Origin of the sequence: Nocardia sp. CDC160 (genome assembly GCF_035818795.1) — a bacterium.
Lineage (GTDB): Bacteria > Actinomycetota > Actinomycetes > Mycobacteriales > Mycobacteriaceae > Nocardia.
Map to the genome: position 1 here is coordinate 1,538,607 of NZ_JAYKYT010000002.1, position 16,706 is coordinate 1,555,312.

The 16,706-nt window shown below is 66.4% G+C and carries 16 protein-coding genes; 9 read left to right on the forward strand and 7 right to left on the reverse strand.

Going from position 1 to position 16,706, the window contains the following annotated elements; all coding sequences use genetic code 11:
• The first annotated feature begins 10 nt into the window (after positions 1-10).
• Positions 11-874 (forward strand): LysR family transcriptional regulator, encoded by an 864-nt coding sequence (locus VMT40_RS14500; RefSeq protein ID WP_326358501.1) that lies wholly within the window; start codon positions 11-13, stop codon positions 872-874.
• A 171-nt stretch (positions 875-1,045) separates the two neighbouring features.
• On the opposite strand, the gene VMT40_RS14505 is transcribed toward VMT40_RS14500, so the two are convergent.
• Positions 1,046-3,334: a molybdopterin-dependent oxidoreductase gene (locus VMT40_RS14505; protein WP_326358502.1), complete on the reverse strand. Its 2,289-nt coding sequence runs from the start codon at positions 3,332-3,334 to the stop codon at positions 1,046-1,048.
• Positions 3,335-3,493: 159 nt separating this feature from the next.
• Here VMT40_RS14505 and VMT40_RS14510 point away from each other — a divergent pair, with 159 nt between their 5' ends.
• From VMT40_RS14510 to VMT40_RS14520, 3 genes are read left to right on the forward strand one after another with little or no spacing between them, the layout of a single operon-like run.
• Positions 3,494-4,087 (forward strand): TetR/AcrR family transcriptional regulator, encoded by a 594-nt coding sequence (locus tag VMT40_RS14510; protein ID WP_326358503.1) that lies wholly within the window; start codon positions 3,494-3,496, stop codon positions 4,085-4,087.
• 13 nt (positions 4,088-4,100) lie between these two features.
• Entirely contained in the window at positions 4,101-4,955 is an 855-nt protein-coding gene (locus tag VMT40_RS14515; RefSeq protein WP_326358504.1) for a 3-hydroxyacyl-CoA dehydrogenase, read from the forward strand.
• A 19-nt stretch (positions 4,956-4,974) separates the two neighbouring features.
• A complete protein-coding gene (locus VMT40_RS14520; RefSeq protein ID WP_326358505.1) occupies positions 4,975-6,735 on the forward strand; it encodes an oleate hydratase in 1,761 nt (586 codons plus the stop codon).
• Between the two features lie 44 nt (positions 6,736-6,779).
• On the opposite strand, the gene VMT40_RS14525 is transcribed toward VMT40_RS14520, so the two are convergent.
• Entirely contained in the window at positions 6,780-7,235 is a 456-nt protein-coding gene (locus tag VMT40_RS14525) for a MarR family winged helix-turn-helix transcriptional regulator (protein ID WP_326358506.1), read from the reverse strand.
• 92 nt (positions 7,236-7,327) lie between these two features.
• Between VMT40_RS14525 and VMT40_RS14530 the strand changes: the two genes are divergently transcribed.
• Positions 7,328-8,116 (forward strand): hypothetical protein, encoded by a 789-nt coding sequence (locus tag VMT40_RS14530; protein WP_326358507.1) that lies wholly within the window; start codon positions 7,328-7,330, stop codon positions 8,114-8,116.
• 3 nt (positions 8,117-8,119) lie between these two features.
• On the opposite strand, the gene VMT40_RS14535 is transcribed toward VMT40_RS14530, so the two are convergent.
• Genes VMT40_RS14535 through VMT40_RS14545 form a run of 3 tightly spaced genes read right to left on the reverse strand, consistent with a single transcriptional unit; the run spans position 8,120 to position 10,555 of the window.
• Positions 8,120-8,878, reverse strand: coding sequence for an SDR family NAD(P)-dependent oxidoreductase (locus VMT40_RS14535; protein ID WP_326358508.1), 759 nt, complete (start codon positions 8,876-8,878; stop codon positions 8,120-8,122).
• Between the two features lie 36 nt (positions 8,879-8,914).
• Entirely contained in the window at positions 8,915-9,565 is a 651-nt protein-coding gene (locus VMT40_RS14540) for a TIGR03086 family metal-binding protein (protein ID WP_326358509.1), read from the reverse strand.
• A 57-nt stretch (positions 9,566-9,622) separates the two neighbouring features.
• A complete protein-coding gene (locus VMT40_RS14545) occupies positions 9,623-10,555 on the reverse strand; it encodes a LysR family transcriptional regulator (RefSeq protein WP_326358510.1) in 933 nt (310 codons plus the stop codon).
• 129 nt (positions 10,556-10,684) lie between these two features.
• On the opposite strand from VMT40_RS14545, the gene VMT40_RS14550 reads away from it, so the two are divergent.
• The 3 genes from VMT40_RS14550 (at position 10,685) to VMT40_RS14560 (ending at position 13,003) form a co-directional block, all read left to right on the forward strand.
• A complete protein-coding gene (locus tag VMT40_RS14550) occupies positions 10,685-11,101 on the forward strand; it encodes a nuclear transport factor 2 family protein (protein WP_326358511.1) in 417 nt (138 codons plus the stop codon).
• Positions 11,102-11,176: 75 nt separating this feature from the next.
• The gene (locus VMT40_RS14555) at positions 11,177-11,980 is read left to right on the forward strand and encodes an SGNH/GDSL hydrolase family protein (RefSeq protein ID WP_326358512.1); all 804 of its coding nucleotides are present in this window, start codon (positions 11,177-11,179) and stop codon (positions 11,978-11,980) included.
• Between the two features lie 66 nt (positions 11,981-12,046).
• A complete protein-coding gene (locus VMT40_RS14560; RefSeq protein WP_326358622.1) occupies positions 12,047-13,003 on the forward strand; it encodes a PLP-dependent cysteine synthase family protein in 957 nt (318 codons plus the stop codon).
• On the opposite strand, the gene VMT40_RS14565 is transcribed toward VMT40_RS14560, so the two are convergent.
• Both VMT40_RS14565 and VMT40_RS14570 read right to left on the reverse strand, forming a co-directional pair.
• Positions 12,985-13,560 carry a TerD family protein gene (locus VMT40_RS14565; RefSeq protein ID WP_326358623.1) on the reverse strand — a complete coding sequence of 192 codons (576 nt, stop codon included), beginning with the start codon at positions 13,558-13,560 and terminating at the stop codon, positions 12,985-12,987. The two genes, VMT40_RS14560 and VMT40_RS14565, sit on opposite strands and share 19 nt — an antisense overlap.
• Before the next feature lie 328 nt (positions 13,561-13,888).
• Complete coding sequence (locus VMT40_RS14570; protein ID WP_326358513.1) at positions 13,889-15,643, reverse strand: hypothetical protein; 1,755 nt, start codon at positions 15,641-15,643, stop codon at positions 13,889-13,891.
• A 338-nt stretch (positions 15,644-15,981) separates the two neighbouring features.
• On the opposite strand from VMT40_RS14570, the gene VMT40_RS14575 reads away from it, so the two are divergent.
• Positions 15,982-16,706, forward strand: a 725-nt coding sequence (locus tag VMT40_RS14575) for a DUF222 domain-containing protein (RefSeq protein ID WP_326358514.1), incomplete at its 3' end; no start/stop codon positions are given.

Consider the following 16,706-nt stretch of genomic DNA (forward strand, 5'->3'; position numbering starts at 1 on the left):
GCTCGGCGGTATGGAGATGCGTCAGATCGAATGCTTTCTGGCCTGCTGCGACCACCGCTCGTTCACCGCCGCGGCTCGCGAATTGAATCTGGTGCAGTCGGCGGTCTCCACCAGTGTGGCGAAGCTCGAACACGAGGTTGGCGTGCGTCTTTTCGACCGCACACCCCGCACCCTCGAACTCACCGAGGCCGGGCGGGCCATGGTCGTGCCCGCCCGCGCCCTGCTGCGCGCCCGTCGCGACATCGTCGATGCCATCGATGCCGCGCGCGGGGAGATCCGCGGCGAGGTGGTCATCGGCAATCTCATGAACGTCCACAATTTCGATCTGGCGGGCATCATCGCCGATCTGCACGAGCGCTTTCCCTGCGTGACTCTGCGGATGCGCCAGAGCATCTCGGGCATGGCCGGGAATCTCGCTGGCCTGCGCGACAATTCACTCGAACTGGCCCTCCTCGCGGGCCGCTCCGACGAGTTCCCCGGCATCACCACCCATCTCATTACCGAGGAAACACTGGTGCTGTGCACCGCGCCGGACCATCCCCTGGCCGGTCGCCCCTTCCGCGCCACCGACCTCGCGGGCGTCCGCTTCATCGACTACCCGCCCGGCTGGGGCATCCGCTCCATCGCCGACGACCTCTTCCCCGACCGTGACCCGGTCATCGAGGTCGCCGACCAAGCCTTCGCGGTAGAGCTGGCCGCCAAGAACTTCGGCGTCGCCCTCATCCCGCTGTCGGTCGCCCGCCTGTTCCCGCACCTCCCCCACGCCGACCTGGCACCCCGCCCTCTGCCTTGGAAGCTGTGCGTCGGCCATTCCGCCGACCGCACCCCCTCCAATGCGGCCCGCACCGTCATCGACGCCCTGATCGGCAAATAGCAGCAACCCATCTCCCGCCCCCGCAGCACGAACCCCGCCGCGTCATCCCGGGATGCTTGTGGCCGGGGTCCGTACCCGCCGACCACCAACCTCGGCTGTAGGTTCCGGCCAACAGCACGCCGGAATGCCTGCGGCTCAACCCTTTCGAGCGGAGCCCGCGGTCGGTCGGGGTCAGGCGCGAGCGATACGGGGCGGGCCGGTCACAGTCAGCGGCGGAAGTTCCCCTGTGTAGCGCTCGATCTCGACCAGGCAGAGTTGGCCCGTGCAGCCCTGGCTGAGGCGGGAGGTGCCGCGGTCGTTGGTGACGGCGTTGGGGTTTCCGTGGTGGCAGAAGGTTGGGTCGGTCGGGTCGGGGTCGTACCAGGCGCCCGTGGAGAGTTGGGCCACGCCCTGGCGGACGGCGTCGCTGATCTCCAGGCCCGCGAGGCAGCTGCCGCGGTCGTTGAAGAGGCGGACGATGTCCCCGGTGCTCAGGCCGCGGGCGGCGGCGTCCTCGGGGTGGAGGCGGACCGGTTCGCGGCCTTGGATTTTCGTGGATTGGCTGTGCGCGCCGATATCCAGCTGGCTGTGCAGCTTGGTGCGGGGCTGGTTGGCCACCAGCTGGATCGGGAAGCGCGCCGCCGTCGGACCGCCCAGCCACTCCTCGGGTTCCAGCCAGACCGGGTGCCCCGGGCAATCGTCGTAGCCGAAGCCCGCGATGGTCTCGGAGAAGATCTCGATCCGCCCGCTCGGGGTGCCGAGCGGGTGGGCCGCCGGATCGGCGCGGAAGTCCGCGAACGCGACGTGCTCCTCGGCCTCGAGCGGCAGATTCATGGGTTCCCCGGCCCAGAACGCGTCGTAGTCGGGCAGGTCGTAGCCGCGCTCGCCCAGCCGCTCGCGCCATTCGTCGTAGAGGTGGCGCAGCCACTCCTGGGCAGTGCGGCCCTCGGTGAATTCCTTACCGACGCCGAGTCTTTCGGCGAGCTCGGAGAACATCCAGTAGTCGTCGCGGGCTTGGCCGTGCGGTGCGGTGAGGGCGGGCATCGGGAAGAAGAACCGGTCCCCCTCGCCGGAGCCGTAGTCGTCGCGTTCGATGGTCATGGTGGAGGGCAGCACGATATCGGCATGCCGGGCGGTGGCCGACCAGAACGGATCGTGCACCACCACGGTGTCGGGGCGGCCGAACGCGGTGCGCAGCCGGGCCAGGTTCTGGTGGTGGTGGAAGGGATTGCCGCCCGCCCAATACACCAGGCGAATATGCGGATACGTGCGATGCTCGCCGTTGTATTCATAGGGCGCACCGGGATTGAGCAGCATGTCCGCGATGCGCGCGACCGGAATGAAGTCGTCGACCCCATTGCGGCCCTGCGGCAGCTTGGGCGGCGACGTAACCCGCACGGCCAGACCGACATTCGCGGCCGACCCGTAGCCGTGCCCGAATCCCCCACCGGGCAGGCCGATCTGCCCCAGCATGGCCGCGAGCACCACGCCGAGCCACAGCGGCTGCTCGCCGTACTGCGCCCGCTGCAACGACCAGCTCACCGAGATCAGGGTCCGGGTGCCCGCCATCTCCCGGGCCAGCGACCGAATCCGTTCCGCCGCAATGCCGGTGAGCGTCTGCGCCCATTCCGGATCCTTGACGATGCCGTCCTCACCACCGCGCAGGTAGTTCGCGAACCGCTCGTACCCGACGGTGTACTTGTCCAGAAAGGCGCGATCGGCCAGCCCCTCGGCATCCAGCACCTGCGCCAAGGCGAGCATCAACGCGGCATCGCTGCCCGGTCGTGGCGCGATCCACTCGGCCTGCGCCCCGACCGGAATGTCGTCTCGCAGTGGACTGATGGTGACGAACCGGCAGCCGTTCTCCCGCGCCGTCTCGATCCACCCGCGACCATTGTGCCGGGACACACCGCCCGGCGACACCGCCGAATTCTTCGGCGACAGCCCGCCGAACGCGACCACCAGCTTCGACTCCCGGGCCAGCACCGACTTCGTGGTGGCCCGCGCCATGATGGTGCCCATATCGGCGAGAATGTGCGGCAGCAGCACCGTCGACGCGCCCAGGCTGTAGCTGTTGCGATGTGCGACGTAGCCGCCCAGGGTGTTCAAGAAGCGGTGAACTTGGCTCTGCGCGTGATGGAATCGCCCCGCACTGGCCCAGCCGTAGGAGCCGCCGTACACCGCCGAGGCCCCGAATTCCCGGTACACCCTGGACAATTCACCGGCCAGCAGATCCAGCGCCTGCTCCCACGACACCGGCACGAACTCGTCCGCACCGCGTTCGGCGGGCCCGGGACCGTTCTCCAGCCAGCCTTTTCGCACATACGGCTGGTCGATGCGGGCCGGATGATGTTGCGCCGAAGCGACATTCTCGATCAACGGCGTGGGTTCCGGGTCTTCGCGCCAGGGGTGAACGGCGGTCAGCCGATCGCCGTCGCTGCTCGCCTCGAAGACCCCCCAGTGGGTGAGATGCGTGGCCATGTGACAAACGTACTCCCGGTCAATGACATGATGACCTTGCGCATTTGGTAACCGTGAGTACGCTCATTTTTGAGTTCACTCAGTTCCGATTGCCGGGTTGGAGGTGTACGAATGGTCGCCAAGACCAAGTCTGTGCACGTCAGCCGACGAGAACGGAAGATGAGCGATAAACAGTCGCGCATCTTCCAGGCTGCCGCCGCAATGTTTGCCGAGCATGGTTTCGAGGGCACGACAACACAGCAGATCTCCGATCGCGCGGATATCGCGGCGGGGACGCTGTTCCGGTACGCCGCCTCCAAAGGCGAACTGCTGCTCATGGTCTACAACGAGGAGCTGCGGACCGCGCTGGCGGACGGTGCGGCCGCGGCCCGCGACCAGACCGACACCGTCGAAGCCGTTGTCGCCATGATCGGTCCGCTGCTGCGGGCGGCCGAGCGGCAGCCCGAGAACACCATCGTCTATCAACGCGAGCTGCTGTTCGGCTCGCCCACCGACAAGTACCGCTCCGAGGGGCTCGCGCTCGTGGCACGGCTGGAATCGATGATCGCCGAGCGGCTCGTCGCCGACGCGCGCGGCGGTGACATCGACCCGGAGCGCCTGGAGGAGCGCGCCCGCCTGGCCGGGCGCAGCATTTTCGCCGTCCTGCACCTGGCCCTGGTGCAACCGTCCACCGGGGCGCATCCCGGACACGACGCCCTGGCCGATCTGCGCGCGCAGATCGCACAGATCATCGCTGGATACCTCAACCCCTAGGGAGGCAATGACCATGACCATCGACATCCGCAAGGTCACCGTGCTCGGAACCGGCGTGCTCGGTTCCCAGATCGCATTCCAGACCGCGTTCCGCGGATTCGACGTCACCGCCTACGACATCTCCGACGACGCGCTGACCGCCGCGCGCGGCCGCTTCGACAAGCTGGCCGCGGTCTACCGCGAGCAGGTGCCCGGCGGCGCGGATGGCAAGGCCGAGACGACAGCGGCGGGCATCGCGCTGACTTCCGATCTGGCGGAAGCGGTTCGGGACGCCGACCTGGTGATCGAGGCGGTGCCGGAGGTGCTGTCCATCAAGCAGGAGACCTACGAGAAGCTGGGCAAGCTCGCGCCGGAGCGCACCATCTTCGCCAGCAACTCCTCCACCCTGTTGCCCAGTGCCATGAAGGATTTCACCGGACGTCCGGACCGATTCCTGGCGCTGCACTTCGCGAATCAGGTGTGGCACTTCAATACCGCCGAGATCATGGGCACCGCCGACACCGATCCGGCCGTGTACCGGGCGGTGGTGGACTTCGCCTCGGCCATCGGCATGGTGCCGATCGAATTGCACAAGGAGAAGGCCGGTTACGTTCTCAACTCGCTGCTGGTGCCGCTGCTGGACGCGGCCATGACCCTGGCCGAGGGCGGGTACGCGAGCCCGGAGGACGTGGACAAGACCTGGACCATCGGCACCGGCGCACCGGCCGGACCCTTCCGGATTCTCGACATCATCGGCCTCACCACGCCCTACAACATCATGGTCAACGGCGACGAGACCTCGCAGCGAATCGCCAAGTGGCTCAAGGACAACTACATCGACAAGGGCAAGCTCGGCATTGCCACCGGGGAAGGTTTCTACAAGTACTAGCGCTCGGACAGGAGATCTCATGTACTACAGCAGTGGAAATTACGAAGCGTTCGCCCGGCCGCGCAAGCCCGCCGGAGTGGACGGGAAGACGGCGTGGTTCGTCGGGTCCGGTCTCGCTTCGCTCTCCGGTGCGGCCTTCCTGATCCGCGACGGCCAGATGCCGGGTAACAAGATCACCATCCTCGAAGAGCTGAAACTTCCCGGCGGCGCGCTGGACGGCATCAAGGAACCCAAGAAGGGCTTCGTCATTCGCGGCGGGCGCGAGATGGAGAACCACTTCGAGTGTCTGTGGGATCTGTATCGGTCGATCCCGTCGATCGAGGTCGAGGGCAGCGTGCTCGACGAGTTCTACTGGCTCAACAAGGACGACCCGAACTTCTCGCTGGAGCGAGCCACCGTCAATCGCGGACAGAGTGCCCAGACCAAGGACCTCTTCACGCTGAACGACAAGGCGCAGAAGGACATCACCAAGATCTTCCTGGCCACCCGCGAGGAGATGGAGGGCAAGCGCATCAACGAGGTGTTCTCGAAGGACTTCTTCGAGAGCAACTTCTGGATGTACTGGCGCACCATGTTCGCCTTCGAGGACTGGCATTCCGCGCTGGAGATGAAGCTGTACCTACATCGCTTCATTCACCACATCGGCGGCCTACCGGACTTCTCGGCACTGAAGTTCACCAAGTACAACCAGTACGAGTCGCTGGTGCTGCCGCTGTACCGCTGGCTGTTGGATCAGGGTGTGACCTTCAAGTTCGACACCACGGTCACCGACGTCGACTTCGAGCTGTCCGCTAATCGCAAGCAGGCCACCAGGATTCACTGGATCTCCGAGGGCGTCGAGGGCGGCGTCGAGCTGGGGCCGAACGACCTGGTTCTCATGACCATCGGCTCGCTCACCGAGAACTCCGACGAGGGCGACCATCACACGCCCGCCAAGCTCAACGAGGGCCCGGCACCGGCCTGGGACCTGTGGCGGCGAATCGCGGCCAAGGACAAGGCATTCGGCAATCCGGATGTCTTCGGTGGGCACATTCCCGAGACCAAGTGGGAGTCGGCCACGGTCACCACGCTGGATCAGCGCATCCCCGAATACATTCAGAAGATCTGCAAGCGAGATCCCTTCAGCGGCAAGGTCGTCACCGGCGGCATCGTCACCGTCAAGGATTCCTCGTGGCTCATGAGCTGGACCGTCAACCGCCAGCCGCACTTCAAGCAGCAGCCCAAGGACCAGATCGTGGTCTGGGTCTACTCCCTGTTCGTCGACAAGCCCGGCGACTATGTGAAGAAGACCATGCAGGAGTGCACGGGCGAGGAGATCACCCAGGAGTGGCTGTACCACCTGGGCGTTCCCGAATCCGACATTCCGGAGCTGGCCGCCAATGCCGCCAAGTGCGTGCCGGTCATGATGCCGTACGTCACCGCCTTCTTCATGCCCCGCAAGGCCGGTGACCGCCCGCAGGTGGTGCCCGAGGGCGCGGTCAACTTCGCCTTCATCGGTCAGTTCGCCGAGACCAGCCGCGACTGCATCTTCACCACCGAGTATTCGGTCCGCACCGGCATGGAGGCCGCCTACCAACTGCTCGACATCGAACGCGGCGTCCCCGAGGTCTTCAACTCCACCTACGACGTCCGCACCCTGCTGGCCGCCATGACCCGCCTCCGCGACGGCGACCCCATCGATCTGCCGGGCCCGGAGCTGCTCTGGCGCGGACTCGCAAAACGCCTCGGCAACAACGAGATCGGCGAGCTCCTGACCCAGTACGGCGTCATCGGCAAGTAGTCACCGACCACCGTGGCCCGGTCCCCAGGGATCGGGCCGCTCGTTCATTCCCGCGTACCGAGCTCCGCGTCGAAACCCTGCTCCACGCGAGTCAGGAAGTCCACGATGAGGGTGAGCTCCTCGACCGAGTAGCCCGACAGCGCCCGCCGCCAGGTGCCGAGCAGGCCGCCGTAGAGCGGCGCGATATCGGCGCGAGCGCGGTCATCGTTCAAGTGGACCAGGACCTTCCGCCGGTCCGAGTCGTCACGCACCCTGGTCACGAATTCGGCCTTCTCGAGCCGGTCGATGAGCCCGGTCATGGAGGCGGTCGTGAGCCCGGTGAGTTTCGCCAGCTCTGCCGAGGTGCGCGGCCCCGCCTGCAACAGCTGCAGCACCTGCATATCGCTGGCATTGATCCCCAGCCGAGCGGCGGCCCGCTGATTCATACGCATGCCGCGCTCGGCCGTGCTCCCGAGCCCGGCCAGGGCGCTATTGATCAAATCCGCCTTGCGCGTTGACATCTCGCGAACCCTTCGCCATCCTGATTACTAGGTTTCCTAGCATTCTAGGTTACCTTGTATTCAGGATATCTAATCGAAAGGCCGTGCGAGCCATGTCGCGATCATCGCTGCCCACCCTCGTAATCCTCACCGCCACAGTCGCCCTGGCCGCCGCGCCCGCCGCGGCCGACCCCGACTCGACCGCCGCCTACCTGGGCCGCTGGAACTACGACTTCCCCGACCACTCGACCATGCTCAACTACGCCACCGAGAACGTGCCGGGAATCCCGGACAGCCCGCAGATCGGTGACATCGTCTTCACCTCGGCCGCGCCCGGCCGGGTGACAGGCCGCACCGATGTGGGCTGCACCTGGGAATTCAAGGCCACCTCCGACGGCCTGACCCTCGACCCGGCCAACCAGACCTGCCACAACCCCACCTTCGGCTACACCTACACCACCACCGCCTGGACGGTACGGGTGAACGGCGAGAAGGAAACCGAATCCATTACCGCGGTGAGTCATCACCAGGACTCCGACTACACCTTCACCCTGCAACACGGTGCGCGCACCCGGGTCCACGAGGACGATCCGGATGCCGCGAAGGCCTTCGAAGGCCATTGGGTCGCCAACGCCCCACAGCAGGGAACCACCACCATCACAAGGAATTACGGCAACCGCCTACTCGCCCGCACCGACGACGGCTGCACCTGGACCCTGGTCACCCGCGGCGACACCGCCAAACTCGACCCACCGGCACAAACCTGCACCCAGGGCGATTCCGCTGTGACACTGCGCTTCTGGAGCATAGCCGTCGCGGCCGAACACCAGATCTCGACCATGGTCGGCACCGACGCCAAGGGCGGCCCCCTGGTGATCAACGCGGAATCGACCCGGCAGTGACCATCAGCGCGCCTCGGGATCCAACGCCAGCACCGATCGACCACCATCGACAGGAACCGTTGCTCCATTGACGAACCCGGCTTCCGCGGACAGCAGAAACTCGACCGCGGCGGCCACCTCATCACTGGTCGCGACCCGCCCCATGGGATGCAGCACCGCCATCTGCGCCTCGACCGCCGCCGCGTCCGCCGGATCCAACGACTCCAGATACTCGGTATACCGCTCGGTCGCCACCGACCCCGGCGCGACCGCATTGACCCGAATCCCCCGCGGCCCGTACTCCACGGCCAAGGCCCGCGTCAGCCCCTCGATAGCCGCCTTGGCCGTGCTGTAGGGCAGCGCACCCGGCACCGCCCGAACCGCCTGGTGCGAACTGATATTCACAATCGATCCCCCGCTCTCCGCCGCCAGAAACCGCCGCACCGCCGCCCCACACCCGACCACCACCGGCCGCAAATTGGCATCGATCAACTCCAACACCTCCCCCGCCCCACTCCGATCCAGCGAAGCATCCCGAAAGATCGCCGCATTATTGACCCACCCACTCAAAATCCCCACCCGCTGAGCACAATCCGCCGCCTCCTCGACAACCTCCTCCACCCCCGCATCCCCCTCCACCACCGTCACCAACTCCGCCCCCCACCCCAATCCCCCACCCTCCTTCTCCACCACCACAACCGCATGCCCCCGCCGCACCATCCGCTCGACAATGGCCCGCCCAATCCCCCGCCCACCCCCGGTCACCACATACGACAGCTCCATAACCCGATGCTAGACAGCGACTCCCGCCGCGCTGGCCTAGAACGGGACCTTCTCCGGACTTCTCCCCATCCGGCGAAGTAGGTGATCTTGCTGGGAGACAGCGGATCCGGAGGTGCCGGTTGGGGCGGCAAAGAATCGGTGGGTCGATTCGGAGGAGAGCGGCGTCTCAGGAAGATCGCCGTAGATATCCTGGAGATTCCTGCCGATCCAGTCGATCAGGGCGGGTTCGAGCGTGTCATCGCTGCCGATAGCGCGGGCCAGATCCCACGTGTGGATGGCGGTATCCGTGGTTCTGATCGCCAAGGCCTGGCGGCCGGAGACCTTCCCCAAGGGGTAATCGACGATCCGGCACAGAGCGTCGGACTGGGTGAAGGCGTCGACCGCACGGTCGACCGAACGCAGATATGCGGCGAGCGGATCCGACCCCAGGGCGTCCGCGTCGCGCAGGCGGAGGAACTCCGCGGCTGACCCACCCTGTACTAGGGCCGTGTAATTGAGATTCCCCCGAGTCACGTGATTGACCAGCTGCCGCACAGTCCATTCCGCACACGGAGTCGGCCCACCCCACTGTCCGGCCCGAACCTCCCGCAACCTCGCCTCGAACATCCCGCTCGACAACACGAACCGATCAACGATCCCTTCGAAACAGTTGGCCATAACCCCACCCTCGCCGCAACCACTGCCCATGGCTGGCGGGTATCGGACATTGCGTTGGCAACCGAATGGCCCGATTCCCAGGGCCGATCAATCGGCGCAGGATTGCCAGTGGCGGGCCGTTTCGCGGAGGTGGGTGCGGAGGCGGTCGACGTGGGGGCGGGGTGGGCCGCCTACTCGGCGGGCCAGGAAGATGGTGTTGATCGGGGCGTCGGCGGGGGTGTGCAGGGGTTCGATTGCGCCCGAGGACAATTCGCGGGTGCACAGGTAGGTGGGGAGGACCGAGATGCCCGCACCGGCGACGACCGCCGCGAGGACGGCCCGTAGGTCGGGGACGACCAGGGCGGGTTCGGCCTCGAGGCGGGTGTCGAAGACGTGCCGCCAGTAGCGGCGGATGATGGGTAGGTCGGGGGCGTAGGCGACCAGCGGGGTGGCGGTGAAGTCGTTGGCGCGCAGGCGGTTCGGGTCGGCACGGGCGGCGAGGTCGGGCGCGCCGACCAGGATGAACTCCTCGTCGGCCAGGGCGTCGGCGAGGACGGTGCGGCCGCGGGGGCGGACCGTGGACAGGGCCAGATCGAGTTTGCCGACGCGGAGGTCGACCAGGAGGTCATCGGCGAGGCCGGTGGTCACCGTGAGTCGGATGCCCTCGGCGATCAGCGGCGCGAGGGCCGGAAGAACCAGGGTGCCCAGGAGTTCGGTGGGGCCGCCGAGCAGTACGGGCGGTTCCGTGACGGGCGGGCTGTCGAGGGTGCCGGTGCCGGTGACGGATTCGAGGGCGTCCAGGGGCGCGGCGACCCGGGCGGCCAGATCGTGGGCGGCGGCGGTGGGTGCGACGCCGCGCGGGAGTCGCTCGAACAGGGGGCGGCCCAGGTGGCGTTCGAGGGCTTGGAGTTGGGTGGTGACGGTCGGTTGCGAGAGCCCGACCTGACCGGCCGCCGCGGTAATCGAACCCGCTCGATACACGGCCAGGAACGTTCGCAGCTGCGCCAGGTCCATCGAACCATCGGCCTGCCTATGTCGCACCGAACCAGTCTATTGACCAGGCAATGCATACTCAATTTTTTGACTATCAAGACTCTGGACACTCGCCAAGGAATCGCGCTACGGTTCACAACGGATATGCAATGAGTTGACTATCAGAATCGAGGCATCATGCATCCGTTCCGCAAGGCCATCGAGGCCCGCGACGAGGCCGCCGTCGAGGCTCTGCTGGCCGACAATGTGGTGTTCACCAGCCCGGTCGCCTTCAAGCCCTACCCGGGCAAGGCCATTACCGCCGCCATCCTGCGCGGGGTCATGCGGGTCTTCGAAGACTTCCGCTACGTCAAGGAGATCGGCGCGGACGATGCCGTCGACCATGCGCTGGTTTTCGAGACGACCGTCAACGGCAAGCGCATTACCGGCTGCGATCTCATCCACCTCGACGTCGACGGCAAGATCGACGAATTCATGGTGATGGTCCGCCCGCTCTCGGGCGCGCAGGCGCTCGCCGAGGCGATGGCCGCCCAGTTCGACCGGATTCAGGCCGAGGCCGTCGCGCAAATCGAACGGCAGGCGGCGGGCTCGTGAATTGACTTGGCCGGGCACGAACCCGCGCCGATTTCCTGGGATGATCCACGAAAGTCACCGAAAGGCCGATCCGCCATGACCGATGGCAACTTCACCCGCTATGTCGCCGTGGGCGACTCTCAGACCGAGGGTGTCGGCGACGGCGACGACCTGACCGGCCTGCGGGGATGGGCGGACCGGCTGGCCGAGCGACTCGCCGTCACCAATCCCGAACTGCGCTATGCCAATCTGGCGGTGCGCGGCAAGCTGGCCCACCAGATCCGGGCCGACCAGCTCGAGGTGGGGCTGGCGCTGCGACCGGACCTGGTCACCGTGCTGGCGGGCATGAACGATCTGCTGCGGCCGAACTTCGATCCGGACGAGATCGCCGGACACGTCGAGGCCATGTTCGCGGCCTTCGCCCGCACCGGCGCGGTCGTCGCGACGCTCACCTTTCCCGATATCGCGCAGAACATTCCGCTGGTCCGGCCCATTCGCGGCCGCATCGCGATCCTCAATGACCGCCTGCGTGCGGCGGCCCGCCGCTACGACGTGATCGTGGCCGAGACCGGCCATCACGCCGTGGTCGCCGACCCGCGCCTGTGGAGCCCGGATCGCCTGCACGCCAGCCCGCTCGGCCACCAGCGCATTGCCGACGCCATGGCCGAAGCCTTGCGCCTGCCCGGCGCGGACGACGCCTGGACCCGTCCGATCACGCCCGCCCTGCCCGAGTACGGCGTGTTTCGTGCGATGGCGGCCGAATTGCAGTGGGCGGCCGTCGCATTGGGTCCGTGGGTATTGCGCCGCCTGCGCGGCCTGTCCTCCGGCGACAATCGCACCGCCAAACGGCCCGAGCCGCTGCCGGTCCGGCTCGCGGCCGCACAGCCGTTCCCGTACTGAAACCACCTCCGCTGCCGGACAATCGACCCTGAGCCCAGTGGGGGGGCGGAAGGGTCGGTGCGGATCATGTTCATCGGCGAGAACGCGTTGGCGGCGATCGGCGATACTCCGCTGGTGCGCCTGAACCGGGTGGTGCCGCCGGGTTGCGCGGAGATTCTGGTGAAGGTGGAGGGCCAGAATCCGACGGGCAGCATGAAGGACCGCATGGCGCAGGCCGTGATCGGTGTGGCCGAACGCGACGGGCGGCTGAAACCCGGTGGCACCGTGGTCGAATACACCGGCGGCAGTACGGGTGCCGCGCTGGCGCTGGTGTGCGCCGCGAAGGGCTATCGGCTGCGGATCGTGAGCTCGACGGCGTTCAGCGCCGAAAAGCTCACGCAAATGGCCGCGTACGGTGCGGAGCTCACCCTGGTCCCGAGTCCGGACGGGATGTTCACCGAGCGCCTGTTCACGACCATGGTCGAGACGGCCGAGCGGCTCAGCCGCGAGCCGGACACCTTCTGGCCGGATCAGTTGCGCAACACCGACAGCATTACCGGCTATCACGCACTGGGCCAGGAGATCTGGGCGCAGACCGAGGGCCGGGTGGACGCGTTCGTCCAGGCGGTCGGCACGGCGGCCTCGCTGCGCGGCGCGGCGTCACTGCTGCGCTACCACAAGCAGCGACGGCTGCATGTGGTCGCGGTCGAGCCCGCCGAATCCGCCGTGCTCTCGTGCGGCGCGCCGGGTGCGCATCGCATCGAGGGCATCGGTATCGGTTACCTGCCGCCGCTGTGGGATCCGAGCCTGGTCGACGAGACGGTGGCCGTGTCCACCGCCGATGCCGAGCAGATGGCGCGCCGCCTGGCGCGTGAGGAGGGGCTGTGCGCGGGCACCTCCTCCGGCGCGAATGTGCTGGCCGCCATTCGGGTCGGGCTGCGGCTGGGCGCGCGAGCGCGGGTGGTCACCGTGCTGGTGGACTCGGGCCTGAAATACCTGAGCACCCCGGTGTACCGCCTCGACACTCAGACGTTAACGCCGTAATCCCTTGCGATACCGGCCAATCCGGACGCGTACCCCTGCCCGATGGCCCGGAACTTCCACTCGTTCCCGTGCCGATACAGCTCGCCGAACACCATGGCGGTCTCGGTCGAAGCGTCCTCGGTGAGATCGAAGCGGGTCAGCTCGGTGCCGGTGACGGCGTCGACGACCCGGATATAGGCATTGCGCACCTGCCCGAAGGCCTGCCGCCGCGTCTCGGCCTCGTAGATCGAGACGGGGAAGAAGATATTGGTGATGGTCGGCGGCATGGCCGCCAGATCCACATTGATCACCTCGTCGTCGCCCTCACCCTCGCCGGTGAGATTGTCGCCGGTGTGCTCGATGGTGCCCTCCGGCGAGCGCAGGTTGTTGTAGAAGACGAAATGCTTGTCGGAGACGACACGCCGGTTGGGGCCGCAGGCCATGGCGCTGGCGTCCAGATCGAAATCGGCTCCGGTGGTGCTGCGCACATCCCAGCCCAGGGCGACGGCCACCTTCGTCAAATTCGGCGCTTGCTTGGACAGTGAGACATTGCCGCCCTTGGCCAAACTGACACTCATCGAATTGCCTTTCCTCTGCGATCGATGCATCCATGCCCAATCGTCCTCGCGGCGCGGCGCGGCGGCCAGGGCGTCGGCGGCGAGTTGATCGGCCAGGACGGTGATTCGCCGCTGCAGGGCGAGCAACTCGATCAGATCCCGATTGATCGGTGGACCCGAGGGGTCGGCGGTGTCACTGGCGCGCACCGCCTCGGCATGCGCGTCGAAGACCGCCGCCCGCAGCCGGGCGGCCAAGGCGGGGCCATCCGCGGTGGGCGCTAAACGTCCCAGGCCTGACCGCGGCTCCCCCTTACCGAGCGTCACATGTCGAATGTACCTGTACCGCAGGTCATCCGAGTGATCTCAGGAACTCCGCCAGATAACGTCCGCTGTAGTCGCTCAGGCCGTTGTTCTGGACCGCGGCCGCGCCGATGGTGTCGATGTGGTTGTAGCCCGGCAGGGTCTGCACGATGGCGGTTTGCGGAACCGGGAACAGCAGGCCGGGGCCGAACTGGACGACGCTGTCACCGGCCCAGAGCACCAGATTCGGCTTGGTGCGTTCCATGCCGTGGTAGCGCAGGTTGCCCATGTCGCCGGTGCGCGCGCCGCCGTAACCGGCGGCGATATCGAGCACGACGCGGAGCGGGAAGTAGGTCTCCCAGTAGGCGTAGGGGCCGCCGGAGCCCAATTGCCGTGCGACATCGCGGATATCGGCTACCTCGTGTCCGGGCGCGGTGTAGGGCACGCCTTGGACGTTGTCGTAGTTTCGCCAGGTGTAGAGCACCGACCGGTCGGATGGTGCGAACCGTTGCTGCGGGCCCGCAGTGAGTCGCAGGTAGTTGCCGAGCAGTGGAATCTGGGTCGCGTCGCCGGGGTTCGGGAAGCTCTTGGGCTGCACCGGGCCGCCGTCGAGCACGCCCATGCCCTGCTGCAGGAGTTCGAAGTTGCAGGAGTTGTTGTCCAGCAACTCGCCCAGGAGGGCGGTATTGGTGAAGCGGTAGTCGCGCAGGGTTCCGGTGCCGTCCGCGCCATTGGTGGCGAAGCCGACCCAGGTCGGGGCGAACAGGAAGTTCAGGGTCGAATCGATCTCGAAGTCGTGTGGAAGATGCGCCAGCAGTTGGCTTTCCCCATCGGGATCGAGATGCGCGGCGAGCCCGGCGAGACGGTAGATCAGGAAGGCCTTGGTGCCGATGACCGGTGTCGACCCGAGAATGCGCGGCAGCACACCGATGTTCTGGGTCGCCTTCAGGATGTCGTTGACCGGCGAGATGATGGCATTGGTGAGATCGTGCAGGAACGGCGTGTTCTGAATGGCGACCGGGTCCGAGGACACCATGGAGTCCTGCGCCACGAACGCCGCGCACTGGCTGTAGCCCGCGGCGTCCGGATCGCCATTACCGAAATCCCAGTCGGCGAAGAAGCCGGTGACCAGACCGCCCATGGAAATGCCGGTGCATACGTACTTATGTTGCCGCACAATCTGATCCGGTATCTCGTGCAGCATGATCTCGTACTGATCGCGCAGTACTCGTTCGAGGCCCATGGAATCCAGGAGTGGCAGATCCTGAGAGTTCTTGAACCCCGGGAAAACTCGGCCATCGATCGGCATGCCGTTGAAGTAGTAGTCGACGGCGTCGAGGTAATTGCCGGTCTTCAACGCGTAGTCGAATCCGGTTGTCTCGTCCAGGCAGCTGCTGCGGCGCGCCATGGCCCAGAACTCCACCTTGCGGCCCAGCTGAGCGGCCGAGCGCACGGTGTTGGCGGCGACGCTGTCGGAATTCATTGCGCCGCCATTGAATCCCTGTTGCTGGACCACCACGGAGTCGGCGTCGGCGGACTCCGTTGGGCCGTCCGCGGCGCGATAGCGGAGGAATCCGGCCCGGTCACACTCGGGTGGATGTGGTGGTGCGTTCGGTGGTAGTGGGAGCAGGAAGCTGACCTGCGAGACGATGACGCCGTCGCGATTGTCGAGCACCTGTTCTTGCCGATCGGTGGCGGCGCTGACGGGCGCGAACGCATGTGCCTGCGGAGTCATCGGCGACATCAGGGCGCCAACGGTTCCCGCCGCCACGGCCAGCGTGCCCCAGCCCACTGAGATTCTCACAGACAGCATCGTCACCAGGAGGGCGGTTCGGAGTCATTGGGCAGTTCGGAAGTAAACGTTGCTTGTAGCTGTGAGGTGTTCCGAATTCGTACGAACATGCTTCGGCGCGTGTTGAGTTCCGCTAGGTTGCGGTGGCTTCCGGGGCGGATGGTCTACAGCCATTAAGAATGGTCGGTATTGTTGAATTTCGTTTAGTCACAATGGAATTCACATGTATTGTGGTGAATTCGGTTGCTAGAATAGGAGTTATGAAATGTGGGGAGTTGGTTCACGCTGATGCGCTCGCGGCGACCGCCGCGTTGCGTGAAGCTGCCGACGACCTCGTTTACCAATCGCTTGTGCCGTGCACCGATGACGAGATCGTGTCCACGATGCGGGAGATCGAGGAGGCGCGGCGGCAGTTGGAGGCGGTGGCGCGGAAGTTGGCCGCCGAGGCCGAAACTCGGTCGCTGCCGCAGAAGTTCGGGGTGGGGAAGTTGTCGCGGTTTCTGGCCGAGACCCTGCATTTGGGGCGTGGGGAAGCCTTGGCGCGGGCGAACGCGGTGCAGGTGTTGGCCACGAAGACTGACCCCAGTGGCGCGGAGAAGGCTGCGGAGTTGGCGTGGACGGCCTCGGCGCAGGAGTGCGGGTTCATCTCCGACGCGCACGTGCGCGCCATCGTGAAGATCATGGGTCGGATTCCCGGGAGCGTGAACGCCGACGACCGTGCCATCGCCGAAAGCCAGCTCGTGCATTTGGCCGTGCAGACCAGCCCCGACGCCCTGCCGAAGGCGGGTGAGCATCTGCTGGCCTACCTCGACCCGGACGGCAAGCGCAGCAGCGACGAGGACCGTGCCCGCATGCGCGGGGTCAGCATCGGCGCGCAGCGTGCCGATGGGATGCGTCCGATCTCCGGGCTGCTCACCCCCGCCCTGAGCGCCGTCTTGGACCCGTACCTGGCCAAGGCCGCACGTCCTGGCATGTGTAACCCCGACGACCCGCAGAGCCCCTGGGTTGCCGACGAACACCTCACCCCGGAGGCGGTGGAGGCTGCCGCGCAACGTGATCGCCGTTCCACCGCGCA